24 protein-coding genes are annotated in these 24,358 nt (G+C 64.1%); 7 read left to right on the top strand and 17 right to left on the bottom strand.

The genetic code is table 11. The annotated features are described in order from the left end of the window. Position 1: 1 nt before the first annotated feature. From kdpC to NKT35_RS23730, 5 genes are all read right to left on the bottom strand, one after another. Positions 2 to 580, bottom strand: coding sequence for a potassium-transporting ATPase subunit KdpC (kdpC, locus tag NKT35_RS23750; protein ID WP_305883451.1), 579 nt, complete (start codon positions 578 to 580; stop codon positions 2 to 4). A 135-nt stretch (positions 581 to 715) separates the two neighbouring features. Then, positions 716 to 2,836 (bottom strand): potassium-transporting ATPase subunit KdpB, encoded by a 2,121-nt coding sequence (gene kdpB, locus NKT35_RS23745; RefSeq protein WP_305883450.1) that lies wholly within the window; start codon positions 2,834 to 2,836, stop codon positions 716 to 718. A 23-nt stretch (positions 2,837 to 2,859) separates the two neighbouring features. Next, positions 2,860 to 4,668, bottom strand: coding sequence for a potassium-transporting ATPase subunit KdpA (kdpA, locus tag NKT35_RS23740; RefSeq protein ID WP_254297728.1), 1,809 nt, complete (start codon positions 4,666 to 4,668; stop codon positions 2,860 to 2,862). 2 nt (positions 4,669 to 4,670) lie between these two features. After that, entirely contained in the window at positions 4,671 to 4,760 is a 90-nt protein-coding gene (kdpF, locus tag NKT35_RS23735; protein WP_254297727.1) for a K(+)-transporting ATPase subunit F, read from the bottom strand. Between the two features lie 412 nt (positions 4,761 to 5,172). Further along, complete coding sequence (locus NKT35_RS23730) at positions 5,173 to 5,361, bottom strand: hypothetical protein (protein WP_254297726.1); 189 nt, start codon at positions 5,359 to 5,361, stop codon at positions 5,173 to 5,175. 337 nt (positions 5,362 to 5,698) lie between these two features. Between NKT35_RS23730 and NKT35_RS23725 the strand changes: the two genes are divergently transcribed. Further along, on the top strand, positions 5,699 to 6,466 hold the full coding sequence (locus NKT35_RS23725) for a sulfite exporter TauE/SafE family protein (protein ID WP_254297725.1): 768 nt from the start codon (positions 5,699 to 5,701) through the stop codon (positions 6,464 to 6,466). A gap of 3 nt (positions 6,467 to 6,469) precedes the next feature. On the opposite strand, the gene NKT35_RS23720 is transcribed toward NKT35_RS23725, so the two are convergent. The 6 genes from NKT35_RS23720 to recA form a co-directional block, all read right to left on the bottom strand. Further along, on the bottom strand, positions 6,470 to 7,231 hold the full coding sequence (locus NKT35_RS23720; RefSeq protein ID WP_254297724.1) for a substrate-binding periplasmic protein: 762 nt from the start codon (positions 7,229 to 7,231) through the stop codon (positions 6,470 to 6,472). A gap of 205 nt (positions 7,232 to 7,436) precedes the next feature. Continuing rightward, positions 7,437 to 7,934, bottom strand: a complete 498-nt coding sequence (locus NKT35_RS23715; RefSeq protein WP_254297723.1) for a GNAT family N-acetyltransferase — start codon at positions 7,932 to 7,934, stop codon at positions 7,437 to 7,439. Between the two features lie 116 nt (positions 7,935 to 8,050). After that, on the bottom strand, positions 8,051 to 10,684 hold the full coding sequence (gene alaS / locus NKT35_RS23710) for an alanine--tRNA ligase (protein WP_254297722.1): 2,634 nt from the start codon (positions 10,682 to 10,684) through the stop codon (positions 8,051 to 8,053). Between the two features lie 63 nt (positions 10,685 to 10,747). Continuing rightward, positions 10,748 to 11,206, bottom strand: a complete 459-nt coding sequence (locus NKT35_RS23705; RefSeq protein WP_254297721.1) for an SRPBCC domain-containing protein — start codon at positions 11,204 to 11,206, stop codon at positions 10,748 to 10,750. A 3-nt stretch (positions 11,207 to 11,209) separates the two neighbouring features. Next, positions 11,210 to 11,674, bottom strand: coding sequence for a recombination regulator RecX (gene recX, locus NKT35_RS23700; RefSeq protein WP_254297720.1), 465 nt, complete (start codon positions 11,672 to 11,674; stop codon positions 11,210 to 11,212). Next, positions 11,674 to 12,729: a recombinase RecA gene (recA, locus tag NKT35_RS23695; RefSeq protein WP_254297719.1), complete on the bottom strand. Its 1,056-nt coding sequence runs from the start codon at positions 12,727 to 12,729 to the stop codon at positions 11,674 to 11,676. Before recA ends, recX begins: the two co-directional genes overlap by 1 nt. 157 nt (positions 12,730 to 12,886) lie before the next feature. On the opposite strand from recA, the gene hrcA reads away from it, so the two are divergent. The 5 genes from hrcA to recR all read left to right on the top strand — a co-directional run bounded on the left by hrcA (position 12,887) and on the right by recR (position 18,073). Next, complete coding sequence (gene hrcA / locus NKT35_RS23690) at positions 12,887 to 13,909, top strand: heat-inducible transcriptional repressor HrcA (protein ID WP_254297718.1); 1,023 nt, start codon at positions 12,887 to 12,889, stop codon at positions 13,907 to 13,909. A gap of 34 nt (positions 13,910 to 13,943) precedes the next feature. After that, positions 13,944 to 14,987, top strand: coding sequence for a lytic murein transglycosylase B (gene mltB / locus NKT35_RS23685; RefSeq protein WP_254297717.1), 1,044 nt, complete (start codon positions 13,944 to 13,946; stop codon positions 14,985 to 14,987). Positions 14,988 to 15,081: 94 nt separating this feature from the next. Beyond that, the gene (gene dnaX, locus NKT35_RS23680) at positions 15,082 to 17,022 is read left to right on the top strand and encodes a DNA polymerase III subunit gamma/tau (RefSeq protein ID WP_254297716.1); all 1,941 of its coding nucleotides are present in this window, start codon (positions 15,082 to 15,084) and stop codon (positions 17,020 to 17,022) included. Positions 17,023 to 17,027: 5 nt separating this feature from the next. After that, a complete protein-coding gene (locus NKT35_RS23675; RefSeq protein WP_254297715.1) occupies positions 17,028 to 17,354 on the top strand; it encodes a YbaB/EbfC family nucleoid-associated protein in 327 nt (108 codons plus the stop codon). Positions 17,355 to 17,473: 119 nt separating this feature from the next. Then, positions 17,474 to 18,073 (top strand): recombination mediator RecR, encoded by a 600-nt coding sequence (recR, locus tag NKT35_RS23670; protein WP_254297714.1) that lies wholly within the window; start codon positions 17,474 to 17,476, stop codon positions 18,071 to 18,073. A 31-nt stretch (positions 18,074 to 18,104) separates the two neighbouring features. Here the strand turns inward: recR and NKT35_RS23665 are convergent, their stop codons facing one another. Next, a complete protein-coding gene (locus tag NKT35_RS23665) occupies positions 18,105 to 18,872 on the bottom strand; it encodes a substrate-binding periplasmic protein (RefSeq protein WP_254297713.1) in 768 nt (255 codons plus the stop codon). A gap of 336 nt (positions 18,873 to 19,208) precedes the next feature. On the opposite strand from NKT35_RS23665, the gene NKT35_RS23660 reads away from it, so the two are divergent. Next, positions 19,209 to 20,009 carry a class I SAM-dependent methyltransferase gene (locus NKT35_RS23660; RefSeq protein ID WP_254297712.1) on the top strand — a complete coding sequence of 267 codons (801 nt, stop codon included), beginning with the start codon at positions 19,209 to 19,211 and terminating at the stop codon, positions 20,007 to 20,009. Positions 20,010 to 20,054: 45 nt separating this feature from the next. Here the strand turns inward: NKT35_RS23660 and NKT35_RS23655 are convergent, their stop codons facing one another. Genes NKT35_RS23655 through NKT35_RS23635 form a run of 5 tightly spaced genes read right to left on the bottom strand, consistent with a single transcriptional unit; the run spans position 20,055 to position 24,336 of the window. Beyond that, positions 20,055 to 20,504, bottom strand: a complete 450-nt coding sequence (locus tag NKT35_RS23655) for a hypothetical protein (protein ID WP_254297711.1) — start codon at positions 20,502 to 20,504, stop codon at positions 20,055 to 20,057. Continuing rightward, positions 20,476 to 21,399 (bottom strand): peptidylprolyl isomerase, encoded by a 924-nt coding sequence (locus tag NKT35_RS23650; RefSeq protein WP_254297710.1) that lies wholly within the window; start codon positions 21,397 to 21,399, stop codon positions 20,476 to 20,478. The genes NKT35_RS23655 and NKT35_RS23650 overlap by 29 nt, the downstream gene beginning before the upstream one ends. Beyond that, on the bottom strand, positions 21,396 to 21,896 hold the full coding sequence (locus tag NKT35_RS23645) for a YbjN domain-containing protein (protein WP_254297709.1): 501 nt from the start codon (positions 21,894 to 21,896) through the stop codon (positions 21,396 to 21,398). The genes NKT35_RS23650 and NKT35_RS23645 overlap by 4 nt, the downstream gene beginning before the upstream one ends. Before the next feature lie 45 nt (positions 21,897 to 21,941). Continuing rightward, complete coding sequence (locus NKT35_RS23640; protein WP_254297708.1) at positions 21,942 to 22,595, bottom strand: hypothetical protein; 654 nt, start codon at positions 22,593 to 22,595, stop codon at positions 21,942 to 21,944. Positions 22,596 to 22,608: 13 nt separating this feature from the next. Continuing rightward, entirely contained in the window at positions 22,609 to 24,336 is a 1,728-nt protein-coding gene (locus NKT35_RS23635) for a putative porin (RefSeq protein WP_254297707.1), read from the bottom strand. Between the last annotated feature and the right edge of the window lie 22 nt (positions 24,337 to 24,358).

Here is a 24,358-nt window from a genome sequence, read left to right as displayed (position 1 = left end):
CTTAGGCTTTCTTGGAAATGTCGTCCAGCGCCAGATTCAGTTCCAGCACATTGATGCGCGGCTCGCCGAGCAGGCCTAAAGTTTCGCCGATGATATGGTCATCGACCAGCTTGCGCACCGCGCTTGCCGGCAGTTTACGCGCGGCGGCGACGCGGTCAACCTGGTAATAGGCGGAGGCGACCGAAATTTCCGGGTCCAGGCCGCTGGCGGAGGCGGTCACCAGATCCACCGGCACCGCGCCGGTTTGGGTCGGATGCGCTTTGCGGATGTTGTCCACATTGCCCTTCACCGCGTCCAGCTGGGCCTTGTTGGTCGGGCCCAGGTTGGAGCCGGACGAGCTGCCGGCGTTGTACGGCATCGGGCTGGTAGCCGACGGGCGGCCCCAGAAATACTTGTCGCCGGAGAAGTTCTGGCCGATCAGGCGCGAACCCACCACTTTGCCGTCTTTTTCGATCAGGCTGCCGTTGGCCTGGGCCGGAAACACCGCTTGCGCGATGCCGGTGGTGACCAAGGGGTAGGCCAGGCCGGTGATCAGCGATAGGCCGCCAAAAATCACCAGCAGAGGACGAATGACTTTCACGATAATCCTTTCCATTCTTCTGGCGCGAGGGCCGCGTCGCTGCGTCGCTGCGTCGCGGCGGGCCCGCTTGCGCCCGGTTCCCGGCATGCCGGGGAGTTCATGCCCCGGACGGATCCGGGAACCTAAGATTGCCTGTTACACCAGACCGAGCGCGCCGAGCAGCATGTCGATGATCTTGATGCCGGCGAAGGGCACCAGCAGGCCGCCCAGGCCGTAGACCAGCAGGTTGCTGCGCAGCAGCTCGGCCGCGCTCTTGGCGTGGTACTTCACGCCCTTCAGCGCCAGCGGGATCAGGAACACGATGATGATGGCGTTGAAGATCACCGCCGACATGATGGCCGACGCCGGGCTGTTCAGGCCCATCACGTTCAGCGCGTTCAGCTGCGGGTAGGTGCTGGCGAACGCCGCCGGAATGATGGCGAAGTACTTGGCCACGTCGTTGGCGATGGAGAAGGTGGTCAAGGAACCACGGGTCATCAGCATTTGCTTGCCGATTTCCACGATCTCGATCAGCTTGGTCGGGTTCGAGTCCAGGTCCACCATATTGCCGGCTTCCTTGGCCGCCTGGGTGCCGGTGTTCATCGCAACGGCTACGTCGGCTTGAGCCAGGGCAGGGGCGTCGTTGGTGCCGTCGCCGGTCATCGCTACCAGCTTGCCTTCCGCCTGATGGCTGCGGATCAGCTTGAGCTTGGCTTCCGGCGTGGCTTCTGCCAGGAAGTCGTCCACGCCGGCTTCGGCGGCGATGGCGGCCGCGGTCAGCGGGTTGTCGCCGGTGATCATCACCGTCTTGATGCCCATCTGGCGCAGTTCGGCGAAACGCTCCTTGATGCCGCCCTTGACGATGTCCTTCAGCTCGATCACGCCCAGCGCGCGGTTGCCTTCTGCCACCAGCAGCGGCGTGGAGCCGCGGCGGGCCACTTCGTCGGCGCTCTTGGAGAGTGCGTCCGGGAACTGGCCGCCTTGCTCGGCGATGTGGCGGCGGATCGCGTCGATGGCGCCCTTGCGGATCTGGCGGCCGTCGTAATCGATGCCGGACATGCGGGTTTGCGCGCTGAAGGCGATGAAGCTGGCTTCATGGCTGGCCAGCTGGCGCTCGCGCAGATTGAACTTCTGCTTGGCCAGCACCACGATGGAGCGGCCTTCCGGCGTTTCGTCGGCCAGGGAGGCCAGCTGAGCGGCGTCGGCCAAGTCTTTTTCCGACACGCCCGGCGCCGGGATGAAGGCGGAGGCCTGACGGTTGCCCAAGGTGATGGTGCCGGTCTTGTCCAGCAGCAGCACGTCCACGTCGCCGGCGGCTTCCACCGCGCGGCCGGAGGTGGCGATCACATTGGCGCCCATCATGCGGCTCATGCCGGCCACGCCGATGGCCGACAGCAGGCCGCCGATGGTGGTCGGGATCAGGCAGACCAGCAGGGCCACCAGGGTGGTGATGCTGATCGGGGTGCCGGCCTTGACCGCGTCCACGCTGAACAAGGAAAACGGCAGCAGGGTGACGGTCACGATCAGGAACACGATGGTCAGCGCCACCAGCAGAATGGTCAGCGCGATCTCGTTCGGGGTCTTCTGGCGCTTGGCGCCTTCCACCATGGCGATCATGCGGTCCAGGAAGGTTTCGCCCGGATTGACGGTGATCTTGACCACGATCCAGTCGGACAGCACGCGGGTGCCGCCGGTGACCGAGGAGAAGTCGCCGCCGGATTCGCGGATCACCGGAGCGGATTCGCCGGTGATGGCGGATTCGTCGACCGAGGCCACGCCTTCCACCACTTCGCCGTCGACCGGGATCACGTCGCCGGCTTCCACCAGCACAAAGTCGCCCTTGCGCAGGCTGGTGCCGTCGACGATGCTCTTGGCCGCGCCGTGATTGCCGCCGGCCAGTTTCTTGGCCACGACGTTCTTCTTGGCGGAGCGCAGGCTGGCTGCCTGGGCCTTGCTGCGGCCTTCGGCCAGCGCTTCGGCGAAGTTGGCGAACAGCACGGTGAACCACAGCCACAGCGCCACGCCCAGGATGAAGCCGGAAGAGGCTTCGCCATGGCCGCCCAGCGACTGGATCCACAGCGCGGTGGTCAGAATGCTGCCCACGTACACCACGAACATCACCGGGTTGCGCCATTGAGTGCGCGGCGACAGTTTCTTGAACGAGTCGACGATGGCGGGTTTCACCAGCGACGGATCGAACATCGACGTGCTCGCGTTTTTATGGCCGGTGGCGATGGGTTGCGCCACTACGGATTTCAAATGATTCTTGTCGTTCATTTTCATTTCCTTGACTGACGGGCTTAGTGGACGGCGAGCATTTGCAGATGCTCGACCACCGGGCCCAGTGCCAGAGCCGGAACATAGTTAAGGGCGCCGACCAGCAGCACGGTGCCGATCAGCAACACCACGAACAGCGGGCCATGGGTCGGCAGGGTGCCGCTGGTGACGGCCAGGCGTTTCTTGGCGGCCAGCGAACCGGCGATGGCCAGGATGGGCACAATCATGAAGAAGCGGCCGAAGTACATGGCGATGCCAGTGGCGATGTTGTAGAACGGGGTGTTCGCGGACAGGCCGGCGAACGCGCTGCCGTTGTTGTTGGCGGCGGAGGTGAAGGCGTACAGGATTTCGCTGAAGCCGTGCGCGCCGGGGTTGGCGATGCCGGCCTTGCCCGCGGCCACGCTCACGGCGATGGCGGTCAGCGCCAGCACCAGGGTCGGGGTCACCAGAATGGTGATCGCGGTCATCTTCATCTCGTAGGTTTCGATCTTCTTGCCCAGGTATTCCGGGGTGCGGCCCACCATCAGGCCGGCGATGAACACCGCCAGGATGGCGAAAATCAGCATGCCGTACAGACCGGAGCCCACGCCGCCGAACACCACTTCGCCCAGCTGCATCAGGAACATCGGCACCAGGCCGCCAACCGGGGTCAGCGAGTCGTGCATCGCGTTGACGGCGCCGCAGGAGGCGGAGGTGGTCACGGCGATGAACAGCGAAGTATCGATGATGCCGAAGCGGGCTTCCTTGCCTTCCATATTGCCGCCGGATTGCAGGCTGCTGGCCTTCTGGTCGATGTGCATCGTGCTGTATTGCGGCACGCCGGCTTGCTCGGCGCTGGTTTCCACCACCACGGCGGTTACGAAGATCGCGGTCATCGCGGCGATGATGGCCCAGCTTTGACGGCGGTCGCCCACCATGCGGCCAAACAGGAAGCACAGCGCGGCCGGGATCAGGAAGATGGCGATGTCTTGCAGGAAGTTGACCAGCGGGGTCGGGTTCTCAAACGGATGGGCGGAGTTGGCGTTGAAGAAGCCGCCGCCGTTGGTGCCCAGCATCTTGATGGCTTCTTGCGAGGCCACCGGACCCATGGGCAGGGTTTGCGTTTGCGTGGTCTTGTCTTCCATCACCGGCTTGCCGTCCTTGCCGGTCACCGGATTGCCCTTGGCGTCCACCTTGGGCTGCTGGTACTTGGTCATTTCCAGCGTGTGCACGTCCTTGTAGGCGGACAGGTTCTGGATGGCGCCTTGCTGGGTGAATACCAGCGCGAATACCAGCGACAGCGGCAGCAGCACGTACAGGGTGACGCGAGTCACGTCCACCCAGAAGTTGCCGATCTTGCCGCTGCTGTGGCGGGCGAAGCCGCGGATCAGCGCGATCACCACCGCGGCGCCGGTGGCGGCGGACACGAAGTTCTGCACCGTCAGGCCCAGCATCTGGGTCAGGTAGCTCATCGTGGTTTCGCCGCCGTAACCTTGCCAGTTGGTGTTGGTGATGAAGGAAATGGCGGTGTTGAAAGAAGAGTCGGGGGAGACGGCTGTCATCGCCTGCGGGTTGAACGGCAGCGAGCCTTGCAGACGTTGCAGCGCGTAAACGGCCAGCGCGCCCAGGACGTTGAACAGGATCAGCGCGACGGTATAGCCGCGCCAGCCCATTTCCTCATCCTGCTTGATGCCGGCCAGACGGTAAAAGCCCCGTTCCAGCGGCGCGAACAAGCGTACCAGACCTACGTTTTCCCCTTGTACGATGCGCGTCATATACGCGCCAAGAGGCCAGGCCAGTGCGATCAGCACGACCAGGAACAGCCCCAATTGGAGCATGGCGGGCGTTGTCATGATTAGAAATTCTCCGGCTTAACCAATGCGTAAATCAGATAAACGAACAGGCCCAGCGCCAAAGCGGCGCTGATCAGGTACCAAGCGCTCATTGCTTGCCTCCCAATTTGTCGCAGGCTGCGATCAACAGCCAGGTCATTGCGCCGAACAGCGCGATCAGACCGATGTAAAGAAGATCCATAGTGAAAATCTCCATGCGTAATGTGCGTTGTGGAAGGTACGCAATGCGGCGTCAAAAACCTGATAAAAGCGGAGAGAGGAGTATAAAAAAAGTATAAAAATTATCTTTATGGGCATGGTTTACCCAAAATAATTCCCGCCGTGGCGGAAAATGCACTTTTTTTTAGGTATTCGGCTCTAGGCTTGCGAGGAAGAAAAACCTTGATGCTGAAGGGGTGTGGCGAATGTTGCAGTGCAAGGCGGGGGTGTAAAGAAAAACAGACGGGGCTGACGCCTTGGGGGTGTGCAAGGTGGGGCAGGGGGGGCGGGGCGCCCCCGCGGCATTCAAAACAGGTCGTCGCAGCGATCGGCCAGGAAGCGGGCGTCATCGCGGTCGTGGGCGCGCTGACGCACTTTCTGTTGGCGCGATCTTTCGTCTTCGCTCAGTTGCGGCTTGGCCACCGCATAGAGGAAGCTTTCATGTTGGTCACGGGCTTGTTTTCGGCGAACGCTCAGGGGAATGCGAGATATCATCCTGCACCTTTCATCTCGAAACGTGGGCTGTTCAGGGGGCCTGACCGGATGACGCATTCGCCTGCGGGCAGGCACTGCCCCGACCTAGTCAACTTGACTCTATTTTCACAGTTTGTAAAGCATTAGCGTGCGAGCGCGCCTCCGGCTGTGGTGTCCATGCCAACGATACTCATCAGAAACATAAGCGCTGCCTGTTACAGCGGCGTGATGATTGGGTGAAGCTTGCGAACCGAGACTTATATGTTTTCTTTATCTATTGTTGTATCTAAACGGTCTTAGTTGTTATAAGCAAAGCGCGTAGCATCGGGTACATCTTGCAGTCAGGATGGGGATGGCTATGGATTTTGGATATACGGCGGCGGGACTGGCGGTCGGCTTCATTGTCGGCTTGACCGGCGTGGGCGGCGGCTCCTTGATGACGCCCATTCTGCTGTGGTTCGGCATTTCGCCGGCTACCGCGGTGGGCACCGATTTGCTTTACGCGGCTTTGACCAAGGCCGGCGGCGTGGCGGTGCACCATAAGCAGAGGCATATCGACTGGCGCATCACCTTGCATCTGTCGCTGGGCAGCGTGCCGGCGGCCTTGCTGACCCTGGGCTTGTTGTCCTGGCTGCATGTGCCGGCCGAGATCATGGATTCCATTTTCCGCTTCGTATTGGGGCTGGCCTTGATGCTGACCGCCGCCGCCATCCTGTTCAAACCCTGGCTGATGAAAGTAGGCGGGCGCCATGTCGCCAAGCTGGGCGAAGGCGGGCGCGTCTGGCCCACCGTGCTGGTGGGCGTGGCGCTGGGCGTGCTGGTGACGCTGAGTTCGATCGGCGCCGGCGCCTTGGGCACCCTGGCCTTGTTCCTGCTGTATCCGGCTCTGCCGACTTCGCGGCTGGTGGGCACCGAAATCGCCCATGCCGTGCCCTTGACCCTGGTGGCGGGGCTGGGCCATGCCAGCATGGGGCATCTGGATTGGGTGTTGCTGCTCAAGCTGCTGAGCGGCTCGCTGCCGGGCATCTGGCTGGGCAGCAAGCTGACCGGCAAGCTGTCCGATCATTGGCTGCGCCCGGCGCTGGCCGTGATGCTGGCGCTGGTGGGCGGCAAGCTGGTGTTGTAGCGCTCAGGGGTGGGCATAGCGTTTGATCAGCGAAGCATAGCGCCCATCCTGCTTGATCTTGTCCAACGCCGCTTGCAGCCGGGCGATGTATTGCGGGTTGCTGTCCTTCTGCATGGCGAAATAAAACTGCGTGCTGTCGTCCAGCACCTGCACCGAATCCAGCAGTTCCGGATCCATCTTCATCTGTTTGAGCGCATAGCGCTGGAACAAGGACACGCCGGCGGTGTATTGCACCCGGTGCGCGTACAACAGCTTGGCCGACTGGGCCTCGTCATTGGTCAGGATCATATTGCGGTTTTCGACAAAGCCCAGGTTTTCCAGCATCTTCTGGCCGGGCGTGTCGCGGGCGACGGCCACGACGGCCTTCTTGGCATCGTCCAGAGAGGTGTAAGGGCGGGCGTGGCCGCCGCCTAGCCGGAACAGCTCGATGGGCAGCGGCAAGGCCGGTCCTATCCATTTGAACATCTCTTCCCGCTCCGGGGTTCTCACGGTCAGATACAGCATGGTGTTGGGCACTTGCTGCGCCTCGCGCAAGGCGCGGCTCCATGGCTTGAGCTGAATGACGGCGTGCAAGCCGCTCTCGTGCAGCATCATTTGCAGCAGCTCGTTGGAAAAGCCTTTATGGATGCCATTCTCGTCGTAGCTGAGAGGCGGCAGGGTTTCGCTCAGCGCGTAGATTTCCGCCTGGGGGAGGTCGGCTTTGGCGCCGGCCATGGGGAGGGCGATCAGGGATAGGGCAAGCAGGACGCTCGGCGACAGACGCATGGAACGTTCCTCCAACAGTGGCTTATCCCCACTATAAACATTCCGTCGAAACAGTCAGCACAAAAAAGTGCCCCGGCAGAACCGGGGCGCAAGCAAACAACAAAGGAGAAGCCATAAGAAGCATGGTTATATTAGGGTTTAATGATTTCCCGTGACTTGATGTGAAACAAACTTACAGATGTTTCTCGCAAGGAATTGTTTTCCGTTACAAATGACTGGCGGCGGAAAACAGGTTTTTGCGCATGACGACGCGCTCGTCGTCGATGCCTGCCGGATAAGGCTGGCGTTCCATTTCCTGGTAACCCAGTTTTTGATAGAAGCGCAGGTTGCCGGGCAGTTGCCGCCGGGTGGACAAGATCAGCTCTTCCACGCCTTGCTTGCGCAGCTGTTTTTCAGAATATTCAAGCAGGGCCGATCCCAGGCCATGGCCTTGCCAATCCGGGTGGGCGCAGACGCGTTTGACTTCAGCTAGGCCGTTCTGGGGCGGCAGCACCAGCAGGCAGGCCAGCAATTGTCCTTCGCGCTCGGCCAGAAAAATCTGGCTGCCGCTGGCCAGGTGGCCGGTGAGGCTAGCTACGGTTTCATCCAGCGCGGTGGGGCGGCTGGGCAGTTGCGAAGCCAAGGGGCGGAAGGCGAGCTGGATCAGTTGGCAGAGGGCGGGAAGGTCATCCCAGTCGGCCAGACGGAAAACGGTTGCAGTCATGCTGAAGCTCCCGTGCGAGGTTGTGCCGCGATTGTAAGATGGAATTGTTACAGTTAAAAAAACGGCCGCATGCAAGTCATGCGGCCGTTTGGCTAAGGATGGTCAGGATAACCGGCTTACAGCTTGCCGGCCACCCAGGCTTCCACGCCCTTCAGCGCGGCGTCCAGGTTTTCCGGCTGGGTGCCGCCGGCCTGGGCCATGTCCGGACGGCCGCCGCCCTTGCCGCCCACCTGTTGGGCGACGAAGTTGACCAGCTCGCCGGCCTTGACCTTGCCGGTCAGGTCGGCGGTGACGCCGGCCACCAGCGCCACTTTGCCGTCGCCCTTGGCGGCCAGCACGATGGCGGCGGAGCCCAGCTTGTCCTTCAGCTTGTCCAGCGTTTCGCGCAGCGCGGTGTTGTCGGCGCCGGGCAGCTCGGCCGCCAGCACCTTGACGCCGTTGATCACGGCGGCGCTGTCGGCCAGGCTGTCGCCGGCGGAGGCGGCCAGTTGGCCCTTCAGCTTGGCCAGCTCTTTCTCCAGCGCCTTGGCGTTGTCCTGCAGCGCGGCGATCTTGGCCAGCACTTCCTCGCTGGTCTGCGCCTTCAGCGCGCCGGCGGCTTCCTTGATCAGCGCGTCCTGGGCCTGGATATAAGCCAGCGCGCCCGCGCCGGTCACGGCTTCGATGCGGCGCACGCCGGCGGCCACGCCGCCTTCGGCCACGATCTTGAACAGGCCGATGTCGCCAGTGCGCTTGACGTGGGTGCCGCCGCACAGCTCGGCTGAGAAATCGCCCATGGTCAGCACGCGCACTTCTTCGCCGTATTTTTCGCCGAACAGCATCATCGCGCCGGATTTCTGCGCGTCGGCCATGCTCATCAGCTCGGCCTTCACTTCGTAGTTGGACGCGATCACGTGGTTGACCACGCGTTCCAGCTCGGCGATCTGCTCAGCGCTGACGGCCTCGCCATGGGCGAAGTCGAAGCGGGTGCGTTCCGGGTTCACCAGCGAACCCTTCTGCGCTACATGGCTGCCCAGCACATGGCGCAGCGCCGCGTGCAGCAGGTGGGTGGCGGAGTGGTTGCGGGCGCTGGCCAGGCGTTGATGCAGGTCGATGGTGGCGGTGACGGTGTCGCCTACCTTCAGTGCGCCGCGGGCCAGTTTGCCCTTGTGGCCGAACACCGCGCCCTGGATTTTCTGGGTGTCGGCCACGTCGAACAGCGCGTCCAGGCCGCCGGTGGCGGAGATTTCGCCCACGTCGCCCACCTGGCCGCCGCCTTCGGCGTAGAAGGCGGTGTTGTCCAGCACCACGATGCCCTCGTCGCCGGCGGCCAGCGATTCAACCGGCTCGGTGCCCTTGTACAGCGCCAGGATCTTGGCGTCCACGCTGTTCTTGTCATAGCCGTGGAAGCAGGTGTCGTCGCCGCTGTAGCTGATCTTGCCGGTCATCTTGAAATTGGAGCCGGCGCGGCCGCGCTCGCGCTGGGCTTCCATTGCGCGCTCGAAGCCTTCCAGATCGGCGTGGATGCCGCGTTCGCGGCAGATGTCGGCGGTCAGGTCCACTGGGAAGCCGAAGGTGTCGTACAGCTTGAAGATGGTGTCGCCGTCCAGGGCGGTCTTGCCGCCTTCCAGCGCGGCGTCCACCAGGGCCATGCCGTTTTCCAGCGTCTCGGCGAACTTGATTTCCTCGGCGCGGATCGCGTCTTCGATATGGGCTTGCTTCTCGCGCAGGTCCGGATAGGCTTCGCCCATTTCGGCGGCCAGGTCGGCGACGATCTTGTGGAAGAACAGGCCCTTCTGGCCCAGCTTGTAGCCGTGGCGGATGGCGCGGCGGGCGATGCGGCGCAGCACGTAGCCGCGGCCTTCGTTGGACGGCAGGATGCCGTCGGCGATCATGAAGGAACAGGCGCGGATGTGGTCGGCGATCACTTTCAGCGACGGCACGTCCTGGCTGTAGGCCACGCCGGTTTCGCGGGCGGCGGCGCGCACCAGGCAGGCCAGCGCGTCGGTTTCGTAGTTGGACTTCACCTGCTGCAGCACGGTGGACAGGCGCTCCAGGCCCATGCCGGTGTCGACCGAGGGCTTGGGCAGCGGGTGCAGCGTGCCGGCTTCGTCGCGGTTGAACTGCATGAAGACGTTGTTCCAGATCTCTATGAAGCGGTCGCCGTCCTCGTCCGGGCTGCCCGGAGGGCCGCCGGCCACGGACGGGCCGTGGTCGTAGAAGATCTCAGTGCAGGGGCCGCAGGGGCCGGTGTCGCCCATGGTCCAGAAGTTGTCGGAGGCGTAGGGAGCGCCCTTGTTGTCGCCGATGCGGACGATCTTGTCGGCCGGCACGCCAACGGTTTTGTGCCAGATGTCGTAGGCTTCGTCGTCGGAGGCGTAGACGGTGACCATCAGCTTGTCTTTGGGCAGGGCCAGCCATTGCTCGCCGGTCAGGAATTCCCAGGCGAAGGTGATGGCGTCGCGCTTGAAGTAGTCGCCGAAGCTGAAGTTGCCCAGCATTTCAAAGAAAGTATGGTGGCGCGCGGTGTAGCCGACGTTTTCCAGGTCATTGTGCTTGCCGCCCGCGCGCAGGCATTTCTGGCTGGTGGTGGCGCGGGTGTAGTCGCGCTTTTCAAAGCCCAGGAACACGTCCTTGAATTGCACCATGCCGGCGACGGTGAACATCAGCGTCGGGTCGTTGCCCGGGATCAGGCTGCTGGAGGGAACGACCTGGTGGCCTTTGGAGGCGAAGAAATCCAGGAATTTCTTGCGAATTTCAGAAGTTTTCATGTGTTTTGGTCAATTTTTCAAATCTGGTCCGGGCGCCGTGCCGGGACGAATCCGTCGATTGTGTCAAGCCGAAGCCTGGCTGGCAAGGGCTTCGCAGCGCCGCTTCAGCGCCTGGTTCATCTGCGCGAAGCCCCGGCGGGCGGCATTGAGCCCTTTTTCGCCGAAAAGCGGCAGCAGCAGGCCGGAAAAAGTTTCGCCGTGATGGAAGCGGGTATGGCCGTTTTCCAGCGGCTCCAGCCGGAAATGATGCTCGCCGTCGAGCAGGCCGGGAATCAGCCATTTGCCGCGCCAGCGCCATTGGCGTGGCGCGGCGAACTCCAGCAGCGTCGGCCGGAAAGTCATTCTGCGGCTGCCCGGCGGCTGTATCGTGGCCACCAGCCTGGCCCCGGCCGCGTGGCGGCCGTGCAGGCCGACGATGAAGGGATTCCATTCCGGGTAGCGCCGCCAGTCGGCCAGCACCTGCCACACCTGCGCCGCGTCGGCGGCGATATCGATTTCGGTGGCGATGCTGCGCGCGCTCATGGCTCAGTCCTCGGGGAAGTCGAAATCGTCGTCGGCGCCGCGGGCCAAGACTTGCCGGATCACGTCCGAGGGGAAGCCGCGTTGCGCCAGGAAGCGGTATTGCTTGGCTTTTTCCGCCGCGTCGGCCGGCGGGCGGCCGAACTTCTTGCGCCACTGCTCGCGGGCGCTGGCCAGGTCGTTCTGGCCGGTCAGCGCTTCGCGTATGGTTTCGCTGTCCACGCCGCGCTGGCGCATTTCTTGCGCCAGGCGCCGGCTGCCGAACTTGGCCCCTTTGCTGCTGGCGAATTGCTGGGCGAAGCGGCCGTCCGATTGCCAGTCGGCCGCGGCCAGCTCGTCCAGAACGGTTTCCAGCTGCTCTTCGCTGTCAGCAAAAGGCGCGAGCCGCCGAAACAGCTCCTGCCGGGTGTATTCCCGGCGGGAGAGCAGTTCGGCGGCCCGCGCCTTCAGGCTTTTGCCTTGCTCCGCCATCAGGCATCGAAGGCGTCGTCGGCGAGTTCTTCTTCGTCGCCCTGGTTTTCGTTGATTTCGATCTTCACGCCCACCGCTTCGCGGATCTTGCGCTCGATTTCCTCAGCGATCGCCGGGTTGGCCTTCAGCCATTCGCGGGTGTTGTCCTTGCCCTGGCCGATCTTCTGGCCGTTGTAGGCGTACCACGCGCCGGACTTGTCGATGAAGCCGTGCTTGACGCCCAGTTCGATGATTTCGCCCGGACGGGAGATGCCTTCGCCGTACAGGATTTCGAAATCGGCTTGGCGGAACGGCGGGGAGACCTTGTTCTTCACCACTTTGACGCGGGTGTCGTTGCCGACCACTTCCTCGCCCTTCTTGATGCCGCCGGTGCGGCGGATGTCCAGACGCACCGAGGCGTAGAACTTCAGCGCGTTGCCGCCGGTGGTGGTTTCCGGGTTGCCGAACATCACGCCGATCTTCATGCGGATCTGGTTGATGAAGATCACCAGGGTGTTGGTGCGCTTGATGTTGCCGGTCAGCTTGCGCAGCGCCTGGCTCATCAAACGGGCTTGCAGGCCGACGTGGCTGTCGCCCATCTCGCCTTCGATTTCAGCCTTCGGCACCAGGGCGGCCACCGAGTCCACCACGATCACGTCCACGCCGCTGGAGCGCACCAGCATGTCGCAGATTTCCAGCGCCTGTTCGCCGGTGTCCGGCTGGGAGATCAGCAGATCTTCCACGCTCACGCCCAGTTTTTGGGCGTAGATCGGGTCCAGCGCGTTTTCCGCGTCGATGTAGGCGCAGGTGCCGCCCAGTTTTTGCGCTTCGGCCACCACTTGCAGACACAGGGTGGTTTTACCCGACGATTCCGGGCCGTAGATTTCGACCACGCGGCCGCGCGGCAGGCCGCCGACGCCCAGCGCCAGGTCCAGGCTCAGCGAACCGGTGGAGATCACTTGCAGGTTTTCGGTGATTTGGTTGTCGCTCATGCGCATGATCGAGCCCTTGCCGAACTGCTTTTCAATCTGGGCGAGGGCGGCGGCCAGGGCCTTGCTCTTGTCTTCGGAAGCCATGCTGTCTCCAAATGGGGTAGGTCGGACCAATAATGGGGCGATTATCGCAGAAATCCAGAGCCGGGACAGCCACTTGGCGGCGCGAAGCGGCACCCGTCCGGCGTAAAGTCTTGCCGCAGGCTGTTTTGACGCGCATCAGGATGTGTACAATGGGGACATGATGAACGAACGCGCCCAACATCTGCTCAAGGCCCTGATCGAACGGTATATCGCCGACGGCCAGCCGGTCGGCTCCAAGACGCTGTCGCTGCTGCCCGGCGTGGAGCTGTCTTCCGCCACGGTGCGCAATGTGCTGGCCGATTTGGAAAACATGGGGCTGATCGCCTCGCCGCACACTTCGGCCGGCCGGGTGCCCACCGCGCGCGGCTATCGCCTGTTCGTCGATCAACTGCTGACCATCCGTCCGCTGGATCAGGTTGCCATGCTGGAGCTGGAGCACACCTTGCAGCCGGACAGCCCGCAGCGCATCGTGCAGGCGGCGTCCTCGCTATTGTCCGAGCTGACCAGCTTCGCCGGCGTGGTGCTGACGCCGCAGCGCAGCGACGTGGCCTTCCGCCAGATCGAATTCCTGCGGCTGTCCGAAAAGCGGGTGCTGATGATTCTGGTGACGCTGGACGGCGACGTGCAGAACCACTTGCTGGTGACCGAGCGCGACTATACGCCGTCGGAACTGATCGAGGCGGCCAATTTCATCAACCAGCATTACAGCGGGCAGGGACTGAACGCGGTGGCGCTGCGGGTGGAGAGCGAACTGGCCAAGCTGCAGGGCGACATCGCCGAGCTGATGGCGGCGGCGGTGAAACTGGGCCAGCAAACCCTGACCCAAAGCGGCGAGGACGTGGTGGTGAGCGGCGGCGCGCGGCTGTTGCAGGTGCATGACCTGTCCGACGACCTGTCGCGGCTGAGGGAGCTGTTCGGCGTGTTCGAACGCAAGACCGAATTATTGAAACTATTGTCGCAAGGGCGCGACGCGCATGGCGTGAACATTTTCATCGGCGAGGAGTCTGGCGTAATGACGCTGGACGAATGCTCGGTGGTGACCGCGCCTTACTGCATCAACGGCCAGGTGGTCGGCACGCTGGGCGTGGTCGGACCCACCCGCATGGCTTACGAACGGGTGATCCCCATCGTCGACATCACCGCGCGGCTGGTCGGCAACGCGCTGTCCTTCCGCGAATGAAACCGCGCCTACGCTCATACAAGAAAGCAAAACCATGAAATCGATGTTGAAACTGGCCATCGCCGCCGCCCTGGCCGGCGCGGCCTTCACCGCGCCGCAAGCCCAGGCCGACGCGGCCTTCCTGGCCCGCCCGGACGTGCAGCGCTATATCGACGAGCAGGTGGCCACCGGCCAGTTCAACCGTCCCGAACTGGAGGCGGTGTTCGCCAATGTCGAATTGAAGCCCAATATCATCCGCATTCTGGACAAGCCGTCCACCTCGCGTCCCTGGTATCAGTTCCGCGCCTCCACCGTCAGCGATAAGGTCATCGCCGACGGCGTGGCGTTCTGGCAGGCCAACGCCGACGCGCTGGCCCGCGCCGAGCAGCTCTACCAGGTGCCGCCCGAGGTGGTGGTCGCCATTTTGGGCGTGGAAACCCATTACGGCCGCAATACCGGCAGCTTCCGGCTGGCCGACTCGCTGTCCACCATCGGTTTCGATTACCCGCGCCGGGCGGAGTATTTCCGCGGCGAGCTGACCCAGTTCCTGCTGTTGGCCAAGGAAGAGGGCAAGGACCCGCTGACGCTGAAGGGCTCTTACGCCGGCGCCATGGGCTTGCCGCAGTTCATGCCGTCCAGCTACCGCAAGTGGGCGGTGGATTTCGACGGCAACGGCCATCGCGACATCTGGAACAATCCGCATGACGCCATCGGCAGCGTGGCCCATTATTTCAGCCGCTTCGGCTGGAAGCATGGCGACGACGTGGTGGTGCCGGCCAGCGTGGTGCCGGGCCCGCAGATCGACAAGCTGCTGGCGGACAAATTCAATCTGCACTACACCGTGGGCGAGCTGCGCCAGATGGGCATCGCGCCGCAAGCGCCGCTGGCGGACAATGTGCCGGCGGTGCTGTTTTCGCTGGAAACCTCGCCGGGCGTGACCGAATACTGGCTGGGGCTGAACAATTTCTACTCCATCACCCGCTATAACCGCAGCACGCTGTACGCCAAGGCGGTGCAGGAAATCGCCGATCAGCTGCGCCAGCGCTATTACGCCTCCCTGGCGCAAAAGCTGCCGGAGCCGGCTTCCGCCGCCCAGTAAAGTCTTGGGCCGCGCGGCCATCCGCGCGAGCCTGCCGTCCGCGCAAGGCGAAAGCAGTCGCCTTGCGCGGCAATTGCCATTAAAATCCGCCCCCATGAGCTATCAAGTCCTTGCCCGCAAGTGGCGTCCCAAGCGCTTCGCCGACCTGGTCGGCCAGGAGCACGTGGTGCGCGCCCTGTCCAACGCGCTGAAAGAACAGCGGCTGCACCACGCCTACCTGCTGACCGGCACCCGAGGGGTGGGCAAGACCACCATCGCCCGCATTCTGGCCAAGAGCCTGAACTGCGAAACAGGCACGACGGCCGAGCCTTGCGGCGAATGCCAGGCTTGCCGCCAGATCGATGCCGGCCGTTTTGTCGACTTGCTGGAGATCGACGCCGCGTCCAATACCGGCATCGACAATATCCGCGAGGTGCTGGAAAACGCCCAATACGCGCCGACCATGGGCCGCTTCAAGGTGTACATCATCGACGAAGTGCACATGCTGTCGAAGAGCGCCTTCAACGCCATGCTGAAGACGCTGGAAGAGCCGCCGGGCCATGTGAAATTCATCCTGGCCACCACTGATCCGCAAAAGGTGCCGGTGACGGTGCTGAGCCGCTGTCTGCAGTTTTCGCTGCGCAATATGACGCCGCAGCAAGTGTCCAGCCATCTGGCCCACATGCTGGACGTGGAAGGCATTCATTACGAAGCGCCGGCGCTGGCCTTGCTGGGCCGCGCCGCGTCTGGATCGATGCGCGACGCGCAGTCGCTGCTGGATCAGGCCATCGCCTATGGCCTGGGCGATGTCAAGGAAGAGGGCGTGCGCGCCATGCTGGGCGCGGTGGACCGCCGCTACCTGTTCAGCCTGCTGCAGGCGCTGTCGGCCGGGGACGGCCCGGCGCTGATGGCCGAGGCGGACCAGCTGGCTGAGCGCGGCATCAGTTTCGACGCCGCGCTGTCCGAGCTGTCGGTGCTGCTGCAGCAACTGGCCCTGGCGCAGACGGTGCCGGCGGCGCTGGCCGACGACGAGCCGGAGCGCGACACCATTTTGGCGCTGGCCGACGCCATCGCGCCGCAGGACGTGCAGCTGTATTATCAGATCGCCATCCATGGCCGCAAGGACCTGGCCCTGGCGCCGGACGAGCATGCCGGCTTCAATATGGCCTTGTTGCGCATGCTGGCCTTCCACCCGGTCAACGCCGTGGCGGAAAGCGCCGCGCCGGCCAAACCGTCGCAGCCAGTCCAACGTCCGGCCGCGGCGGCCGCTTCGATGGCGGCAACCGCTTCCGCGCCGGCGGAGCGGGGCATGTCGCCGGCCGCGCGCGCGCTGCAGGCCGCGGGCCTCGCCAATAGCCAGGCCAAGCCGGCGGCGCGGCAGGAATCGCCGGAGCCGGCCAAGGCGGAAGCGGAGCCGGCCCAGCCGGAGCCTGAGCCTGCGCGGCCCGCGCCTCAGCCGGCCAGGCCGAGCGAGCCGCCCAAGGTAGAATCCAGGCCGGAGCCGCGTCCGGCCGCGACGCCGCCGGCGGCCAAACCCGCGGAGCCGGAAGAAGACGAGCGCGAAGAGGAAGAGGTGCTGGATTCGCCGTGGCAGCAGTCCGGCGGCGACGAGTTGCCGGAGTATGCGCAAATGCCGCCGCTGGAAGACGAGCCGGCGGCCAGTTATAGCTTCGATGGCGATTGGCAGCGCCTGGTGGCCGATTTGGGCGCCAAGCTGGGCGCGGCGCGGATGTTGGCGCACAATGCGGTGCTGAAGAGCTGGAGCGACAAGCGGCTGGCCTTGGCGGTGCCGGAGAGCTTCCGCCATATGAGCGGCCGCGACTACCAGGAAAAATTGAAAGCCGCCCTGTCCGAGCGTTTCGGCCAGCCGGTGGAATTGACGGTGACGGTGGAAGAGCTGGGCATGGAAACCCCAGCGATGGTGGGCGCCCGCCAGCGCCAGGAACAACTGGCCATCGCCCGAGAATGTTTGCAAAACGATCCGGTGGTGCAGCAGATGGTGCGCGAGTTGGGCGCCACGCTGCTCATCGAGACCATTCAACCCGTACAGGAGTGACCGCGATGTTCGGTAAAGCTGGAATCGCAGGCCTGATGAAGCAGGCCCAGCAAATGCAGGAAAACATGAAAAAGGCTCAGGAAGAACTGGCCCAGGTGGAAGTGGAAGGCCAAGCCGGCGCCAGCATGGTCAAGGTCGTGATGACCTGCGGCCATGACATCAAGCGCGTCGTCATCGACGACAGCGTGATGGACGACAAGGAAATGCTGGAAGACCTGATCGCCGCCGCCTTCAACGACGCGGCGCGCAAGGTGGACGCCACGTCGCAGGAGCGCATGTCCGGTTTCACCGCCGGCATGAACCTGCCGGCCGGGATGAAGTTCCCGTTCTGATCCCAGGGCCCGGCGACGGGCCTTTTTCTTCGGCGCGATAGCGGGCGGTTGCCTGCGGGCGCCGTGTTTGGTTTCCGCGTCTCTCGACGCTGTCTCGTTTGCAGGTTGCCGCCGTGTCGATGAAAAATCCCCCCGCGCTGGAACAATTGATCTCCGCCTTGAAGGTGCTGCCAGGCGTCGGGCCGAAAACCGCCCAGCGCATGGCTTTTCATCTTCTGCAGCGCGACAAGCAGGGCGCGGACAAGCTGGCCCGCGCGCTGGACATGGCTTTGACCCGGCTGACCCACTGCCAGCGCTGCAATACTTTCAGCGAGGCCGAGCTGTGTCCCATCTGCGCCGACGAAGAGCGGCGGCAGGATCAGCTGTGCATCGTCGAGATGCCGGCCGATCTGATGATGCTGGAGCAGGCCAAGTGCTATGAGGGCCTGTATTTCGTGCTGATGGGGCGGATTTCCCCGCTCGACCATATCGGCCCCAAAGACCTGAACCTGGACAAGCTGTTGCCGCGGGCGCTGGACGGCAAGGTGAGCGAGGTGGTGATCGCCACCAACTTCACCGCCGAGGGCGAGGTGACCGCCCATATGCTGAGCGAGCTGTTCAAGGACCGGGGCCTGACGCTGACCCGCATCGCCCGCGGCATGCCGGTGGGCGGCGAGCTGGAGTACGTCGATCTGAGCACGCTGGCGCAAGCGGTGTACGAGCGCCGCGGCGTGTCCTGAGCGTTTTGGACTGGCCGCAACCGTCCCGTCATTATTCCGGAAGTTGATATTTGCTCAGCAAGCGGCGGTAGTCGGTAGTTTTGCGGTAGGCGGCGCAAGCGCGGGCAAAGTCTTTCGCCAGCCGCGGCGCGTCCCCTTTTTTGCCGAAGGCCAGATAGACCGGCGTATCGCCGAACTCGACGCCGGGCAGCGACGCGATTTGCGCGGCCAAGTCGGGGCGGCTGCGCGATAGCTGTTGTTTGGCGTCGGCAGTAGCCAGTACCAGGTCGTAACGGTTCGCCCGCAGCATTTCCATCAATTGCAGCGCGGTCAGCGCTCGTTGGTCGATCCGCTTGTCCTGCTTGATCAAAGCATTGATCTGCTCATTGTAAAAATAGCTTTTGCCCGCGCCTATCCGGTACTTCTCCAGCATATTGATCAGCGGCGGCGTGTAGCGTATCTGCTTAGCCTTGTCCGCGAGCGCGTACAGCGCAACCCGCTGGCGATGCAATTGATTGTCGGGAAGAAACAAGGCGTAGTCTTTGCGGGCCGCCGATTCGGCCATATAGCTGACGGCGTCCACCCGGCCGGAGGCGAGCTCGCTTTCGGCCCGGCCCCAGGGCAAGGGGCGGAAGCGGGTGCTCCAGCCCAGTTTCAGGCCAATGACCCGGATCAGTTCGATATGAAAGCCTGTCAGGCCGCCTTCTCCGTCCGGATATTCAAAAGGCCGGTTGTCCGTGTCTTCCAGCGCGATGTTCACGGTCGGCCCGGCCAGGGCGAGCAAAGGCAGCAGAAGCGCGAGCAGGGCGATGCGCCGCATGATGGCAGTTTCTCCTCAGGCGAGTGAGATCGGCGGTCCGGCAAGCCAGTTTGCTGGCGCCGGAAATAGCATGATGATATAGTCATTTTGTTTCGGCTTGAAGTGTTCTGGCCGGCCCCGCACCCTCTCATTCCCTTCATCAAGGAGCGCGCACGAAATGAGCCTGTAATGCCTGGATGATCTCCATCCCCATTCCTCACGCCGCCGGCGCGAGCGAACGGCCGCATTGCCGCTGTTTCGTCCGTATCCCACTCTGCCTGGGCCTCATTGCGCATACACGCGCTTGGCTTCAGGCCGCCTGGCGGTTTTCCCCATCGTTATCGGCAGGAAGCCATCATGACAATTTCTTCGAATCATTCTCTTATCGAACACAATCGCGGCGTGTGGGACAGCCAGGCGCGCGCCGACTGCGAATGGTCGCGCCCGGTGGACGCGGCCGCGATCCGGCAAGCCCGCGGCGGCGACCTGTCCGCTTGCCGTCTGACGCCTTCCGCCTTGCCCGCAGGCTGGCTGGATCCGCTGCGTGGAAAAGAGGTGCTGTGCCTGGCGGCGGGAGGAGGGCAGCAAGCGCCCTTGCTGGCTGCCGCCGGCGCGCGGGTGACAGTGCTGGACGTTTCCGATGAGCAATTGGCGCGCGACCGGCAAATCGCCGCGCGGGAAGGCTTGGCGCTCCGGCTGGAGCAGGGCGATATGAGCGATCTTTCCCGCTTCGCTGACGGCAGCTTCGATTGCGTCTTCCACCCCATCTCCAATCTGTATGTGCCGGACGTGAAGCCCGTCTGGCGCGAGTGCGCGCGGGTGCTGCGGCCGGGCGGCAGCTTGCTGGCCAGTTTCTACAATCCGGTGCTGTTCGTCGCCGACCGCGATCCGGCCTATGCCGAGCAGGGGCTGATCAAGCCGCGCTTCGCCATTCCGTATTCGGATCTGCGGGATTTGCCGGCAGAGGAGAGGGCGGCCAAGCTCGCGCGCGGCGAGGCGCTGGTGTTCGGCCATAGCCTGGCCGACCTGATAGGCGGCCAGACCGCCGCCGGCTTGTTGATTCGCGATTATCTGGAAGAGTGTCAGCCCAGGCCGCGTTTCCTGATCGACCGCTATCTGCCGACCTTCATCGCCACTTGGGCGGTGAAGGCGGGATAAACCGGCTGAACGCGCATGGACGGGCCGGCTGCCCATGCGCGTCTGTCAATCCTGCTGGACTGCGCGGCTCAGCCGCAAGGTCATGGGCAGCCGCAAACTTTCAGGGGGCGCGGCGCCCACCGGCATCCCGACGAGCAAGGCTTGCAGCGTTGCGCTCAGCCGCTCATCGGCCGGCTCCGCCAAGGCAAGCCGGGATACGGTGCCGTACCGGTCTACCCATACCCGCGCCACCACGGACCACGCGACCTGGCTGTCGGCGGCGGCTTCATCGGAGGACAAGGTCTCCTCGATCCGGGCGCGGACATGGTCGGCATAGGCCAGCCAGTCCTGCGGCGCGCCGGAAAGCGAGGTTGTCTGATCGGCGAGAGCCGGCCCGCCTCCTGCCAGGCACGCGCCCAGCAGGCCGCCGGCCAGCATATGGCGGCTGTGGGCGCGCAGGCGGCTGAGCATGCCGCCCAGGCCGCCCTTAGGGCTTCGCGGCCGCGATGTCTTCATGATCCAGTATGCGCTTGAGCGCCTCGGTATCCACTTTGACGGCGGGCCCGTCGGCAAGCCGCGCAAGATAGGCGCGAGCCATTTCGGCTTGCCGCTGCTGGCGCAAGCTGGCCCTGAGCATGTCGCGGGCCTCGTCTAGCGTCGCCGGCTGCGGCTCGCGTTTGTCGACCAGCTTGAGCACATGCAGGCCGGCCGCCGATTGTACCGGCTCCGACACCTGCCCGGGCTTCAGGCTGGCGACGACGGGCCGCACCTCGGGCAGCAATTGCTCCAGCGCGACCCATCCGGTATCGGATGAGGCGGGCTTGGCGCTCTTGTCGTACTCGCGGGCCAGGCGGCTGAGGTCGGCCTTGGGCTGGCGGGCTTGTTTCACCGCGTCGGCGGCCTGCTTGCGCGCCGCCGCCAGAGACGCCGCATCGTCGACCGGAGCCGGAATGAAAATCTGGCTGACCCGAAATTCGGCCGGCTTGAGCAGCCCTCCCTTGAGGCGGTGGTATGCCTCCGTCAGTTCGGCCTCGGACGGATACGCGGCGGGGGCTTGGCTGATCGAGGCGAGGTAGGCGCGCGCCGTGATCTCCCGTGCCGCGGCCTCGATCTGGGCGGCGACCTCGGGCCGCGTGCTCCACTGTTTCGCCGCCGCCTCTCCCAGCAACAACTGATCGGCCAGCCGGGCGCGGGCCCACTGCTCCAGGACGATGGGATTGCCGGCCAACTGCTTGCGCTCCGGGGGCGATAGCGTCAGGAGCAGGGCTTCCGCCTCCTGGCGGGTGACGGTCGCGGCGCCCGCTGTCGCCACCGCGTTGTCGGCGGCCCAGGCTGCCGGCGCGTGCAGCGCCAGCAAGGCACTGATGATTGCCGCCGCACGGCCCAGGCAAGGGGTGCGCAGGGTCGTCATTGCGCCAGCTCCTCCGCGGCAGCGGCGGCCACGTTGGTTTCAGCATGCGCGGCCTCGCCGGCGCCAGGCTGTTGCTGAGCGGAAGCGTAGTCGCGCAGGAACAGGATCAGTTCCTGCAGCAAACGGTCCCACAGCTCTATGGTGGCGCGCAGATAAGCTTCGCCTACGCCGCCGGCCACGACCACATCCATCTCCATCACCAGGAAACCGCTTTGGCGGGTCAGGCGCGCGAAGCGCTTGTCGATGTTCCAGTTTTCGGTCAGATCGGCGGGCAGTTCGCCCTGGACTTGCAAGGGGCAACTGAGGGTGTAGTCGATGAATTCTCCCTCGGCCTGCGCGGGGTTGCCCGGGCGGACCGAGAAGCCTATGCCTTGCGAGGCGCTGAGCAACTGGCGCATGCCGCCATGTTCGGAGACCGTGACACGGTAGCCCATGGACTGGAACAGCGCTTGCAGGCGCTCCACGCTTATTGTTTGAATCATCGTTGTTTCGGTCATCTTGCTTCCTACGCTTCCTGATGGTGAAAAATCGGCCGCTGGCCTTTATTGTCCTTGCTGGGCGGCAGGCTGCGAGCCGGCGCCAAGCTGGCTTTGATAGAGTCGATCGCCGAAGGATTGGGTTTTCTCGTCGAACAGCACGCGCGCGCTGCCGGAGAACGGCTGGCGCAAGGCCAGCAGATCGGCTGTGCCGAAGGCCTCGTAGGCGCTCAGCAGTTCGCGGCCGGCCTGATACATGTCCCGATTCTTGGCCGCGCAGGCTTGGTAGGCGCCGTCGCGTTCGTCCAGTCTTGCCTTGAGCGTCTCCGCTTCCTTCTGCGCAAGCGCCGCCTGTCGGGTCAGCGATTGATGGTCCTCCTGCGCTTTCTGCGCGGTTTCGCGGATCGCTACCGCTTGCGCCTGGGCTTGGCGGCGCACCGCGCCCTGATCGCTCTCCAGGCGCTCGGCTCGCTTGCGCAGCGCATCCAGCTGCGGGCGCAGCGTCGCCAGTTCTTGCTTGGCGGCATCGCGCTCCGCCTGGGCTGCCGCTTTCTCCGCGGACTGCTGGGCTTGTTGGCCCTGAAGGTCCTGCAATTGCTGGGCGGTGGCGCGCAATTGCGCGCGCAGGCGCTCCTCGGCGCTCTGCGCCTGGCTGGCGGAGGGCAGCGCCAGCATCAGCGCGGCGGCCCACATGGCGGTGGTGCGTAAAGACTTGGTCATGAGCGGGCCTCCGTCAGAAACGCGCGTTCAGGTCGAAACGCAGCATGTCGATGGACTGCGGCGCGCCGTACACTTCCTTCGAACTGCTCCAGCTGAACTGGCCGTAGACGTTTTTGACGAAGGAGTACGACGCGCCCAGGAAGTAGCCCTTGGCGTTGGTGCCGCCCAGATGGAAGCCGCTGTCGTTGTATCCGTCCGGAAGCGCGTCGGGCTGGATGTATTTGTAACCGGCGAAAACACGCCAGTCCTTGGCGTTTTCAAGCTTCAGGCCGCGCCCGAAAGCCGCCTGCAGCATCCAGGCGTTGGGACCGCTCTCGATGTCGGTCGCGCCGCTGGACTGCGAGCCGGCCACATTGGTCGCGATATTGGCCAGGCCGCCGGCCCGGCGGATCATGTCGTCCTTGTCGTAGGCCAGGTTGCGGATGTAGTTGCCGTCTACGCGCAAGCCCATGTCGTCGAACAAGCGGGCATCCCAGGACAGGTTCACGTCCAGCAGGTTGAAGCGGGAGGCGAGGCCGACATACTGCCATTCGTTCCACTTGCTCGGATCGGTCGACCATTGCTGGATATTGCGCAGCAGGAACAGGGTATTGCCCTTCTGCATGAAGGCGGGCTTGGACCAGTCGCTGTCGCAGACATCGGACTTGCTGTACAGCGTGCAGGGCGAGGAGCGTTGCCCGGCGATGTTCTGGAAGCTGTAATAAGCCAGCGCGCCGGTCAGCGTGTGCTCGTTGTTGGGCTTCCACTTGCCGCCCAGCTGCGCGCCGAACAGCCACTTGTTCTCGCTCTTGCCTTCCGAGCTGGTTTCCGTGCTCCAGGGGGTTTTGGCATAGTCCAGCGCGAAAGCGCCAAAGTTGCCGAACACACTGACCGGACCGCCGCCGATGTCATGGGACAGCTTCGCCGACAGGCCGTCGAACTGCAGGTCTTCGGAGAACAGGGTGTCGGTGGACAGGAAGGGATTGGCCGCGCGGCCGGCGGCGAGCGATGCCCACTTGGCCGGCTGGTAGGCGATGTAGGCCTGATCCAGCCAGAGCTGCTTCTTGCTCATGCCATCGCCCAGACCGTCGGTGGTCGACACCGGGCTCTTGTCGCTGCCGCTCGCCAGGCGGACGCCGGCGCTCCAGTCGTCGCTGATCGCCGCCTTCACGCCCAGTCTGGCGCGGTAACGCCACAGATTGCGGCGGTCCTGGCGCGTGTTGAGATAGGGCAGGTCGAAGGGGTTTTGCTGATTGCCGACAACGGTCGCGGTCGGCCCTTTGCCGTTGAAGGCGGCAAAGTCGATGATTTCATTGCTGTTGCGGCTGTCGAACAGGCGCGACTCGCTGCGTACGCGCATATCGCCTTCCACGGTGATGCGCGATACCCAGTCCGGGAAGGTATTCGGCTGCGCCCAGTTTTCGGCGCGCGCCTGCTCCATCATTTCCGCCTTCACTTCTTGCTGGATCTGCTTGCGCACCGTCGGAGAAATATAGGGCACGCGCACATCGCCAGGCTGCGCGAGCGCAGCGCCGAGGTCGGCGGCCGGCGGCGTGGTTTTAGCCAAGGCATTGGCCTGGGCGCGCTTCAGCAGGGCGTCGGCCTGTTCTTTTTTGAGCACGCCGGTCTGCACCAATAGCTCGATCAACTCGACTGTGACGTCGCCTTTGTCGCCCGCGTTGGCATAGGCGGGCGCCTGGACGGCGCCGAAGGTCAGGGCGATCGCCAGCATGCTGGCCAGCCGGGTGGGTTGGAAAATCATGTTCATCTGCTCCACAGGGAAA

Source organism: Chromobacterium sp. IIBBL 290-4 (genome assembly GCF_024207115.1).
Taxonomy (GTDB): domain Bacteria; phylum Pseudomonadota; class Gammaproteobacteria; order Burkholderiales; family Chromobacteriaceae; genus Chromobacterium.
Note: the sequence above shows the minus strand (reverse complement) of the source record. Positions and strands in the feature narration are given on the sequence as shown.

Excerpts from the sequence above, each read along its gene's own strand:
- kdpB (WP_305883450.1), bottom strand. The coding sequence starts at position 2,836 with ATGAACGACAAGAATCATTTGAAATCCGTAGTGGCGCAACCCATCGCC.
- kdpA (WP_254297728.1), bottom strand. The coding sequence starts at position 4,668 with ATGACAACGCCCGCCATGCTCCAATTGGGGCTGTTCCTGGTCGTGCTG.
- kdpF (WP_254297727.1), bottom strand. The coding sequence starts at position 4,760 with ATGAGCGCTTGGTACCTGATCAGCGCCGCTTTGGCGCTGGGCCTGTTC.
- NKT35_RS23730 (WP_254297726.1), bottom strand. The coding sequence starts at position 5,361 with ATGATATCTCGCATTCCCCTGAGCGTTCGCCGAAAACAAGCCCGTGAC.
- NKT35_RS23725 (WP_254297725.1), top strand. The coding sequence starts at position 5,699 with ATGGATTTTGGATATACGGCGGCGGGACTGGCGGTCGGCTTCATTGTC.
- NKT35_RS23720 (WP_254297724.1), bottom strand. The coding sequence starts at position 7,231 with ATGCGTCTGTCGCCGAGCGTCCTGCTTGCCCTATCCCTGATCGCCCTC.
- NKT35_RS23715 (WP_254297723.1), bottom strand. The coding sequence starts at position 7,934 with ATGACTGCAACCGTTTTCCGTCTGGCCGACTGGGATGACCTTCCCGCC.
- alaS (WP_254297722.1), bottom strand. The coding sequence starts at position 10,684 with ATGAAAACTTCTGAAATTCGCAAGAAATTCCTGGATTTCTTCGCCTCC.
- NKT35_RS23705 (WP_254297721.1), bottom strand. The coding sequence starts at position 11,206 with ATGAGCGCGCGCAGCATCGCCACCGAAATCGATATCGCCGCCGACGCG.
- recX (WP_254297720.1), bottom strand. The coding sequence starts at position 11,674 with ATGGCGGAGCAAGGCAAAAGCCTGAAGGCGCGGGCCGCCGAACTGCTC.
- recA (WP_254297719.1), bottom strand. The coding sequence starts at position 12,729 with ATGGCTTCCGAAGACAAGAGCAAGGCCCTGGCCGCCGCCCTCGCCCAG.
- hrcA (WP_254297718.1), top strand. The coding sequence starts at position 12,887 with ATGATGAACGAACGCGCCCAACATCTGCTCAAGGCCCTGATCGAACGG.
- mltB (WP_254297717.1), top strand. The coding sequence starts at position 13,944 with ATGAAATCGATGTTGAAACTGGCCATCGCCGCCGCCCTGGCCGGCGCG.
- dnaX (WP_254297716.1), top strand. The coding sequence starts at position 15,082 with ATGAGCTATCAAGTCCTTGCCCGCAAGTGGCGTCCCAAGCGCTTCGCC.
- NKT35_RS23675 (WP_254297715.1), top strand. The coding sequence starts at position 17,028 with ATGTTCGGTAAAGCTGGAATCGCAGGCCTGATGAAGCAGGCCCAGCAA.
- recR (WP_254297714.1), top strand. The coding sequence starts at position 17,474 with ATGAAAAATCCCCCCGCGCTGGAACAATTGATCTCCGCCTTGAAGGTG.
- NKT35_RS23665 (WP_254297713.1), bottom strand. The coding sequence starts at position 18,872 with ATGCGGCGCATCGCCCTGCTCGCGCTTCTGCTGCCTTTGCTCGCCCTG.
- NKT35_RS23660 (WP_254297712.1), top strand. The coding sequence starts at position 19,209 with ATGACAATTTCTTCGAATCATTCTCTTATCGAACACAATCGCGGCGTG.
- NKT35_RS23655 (WP_254297711.1), bottom strand. The coding sequence starts at position 20,504 with ATGAAGACATCGCGGCCGCGAAGCCCTAAGGGCGGCCTGGGCGGCATG.
- NKT35_RS23650 (WP_254297710.1), bottom strand. The coding sequence starts at position 21,399 with ATGACGACCCTGCGCACCCCTTGCCTGGGCCGTGCGGCGGCAATCATC.
- NKT35_RS23645 (WP_254297709.1), bottom strand. The coding sequence starts at position 21,896 with ATGACCGAAACAACGATGATTCAAACAATAAGCGTGGAGCGCCTGCAA.
- NKT35_RS23640 (WP_254297708.1), bottom strand. The coding sequence starts at position 22,595 with ATGACCAAGTCTTTACGCACCACCGCCATGTGGGCCGCCGCGCTGATG.
- NKT35_RS23635 (WP_254297707.1), bottom strand. The coding sequence starts at position 24,336 with ATGATTTTCCAACCCACCCGGCTGGCCAGCATGCTGGCGATCGCCCTG.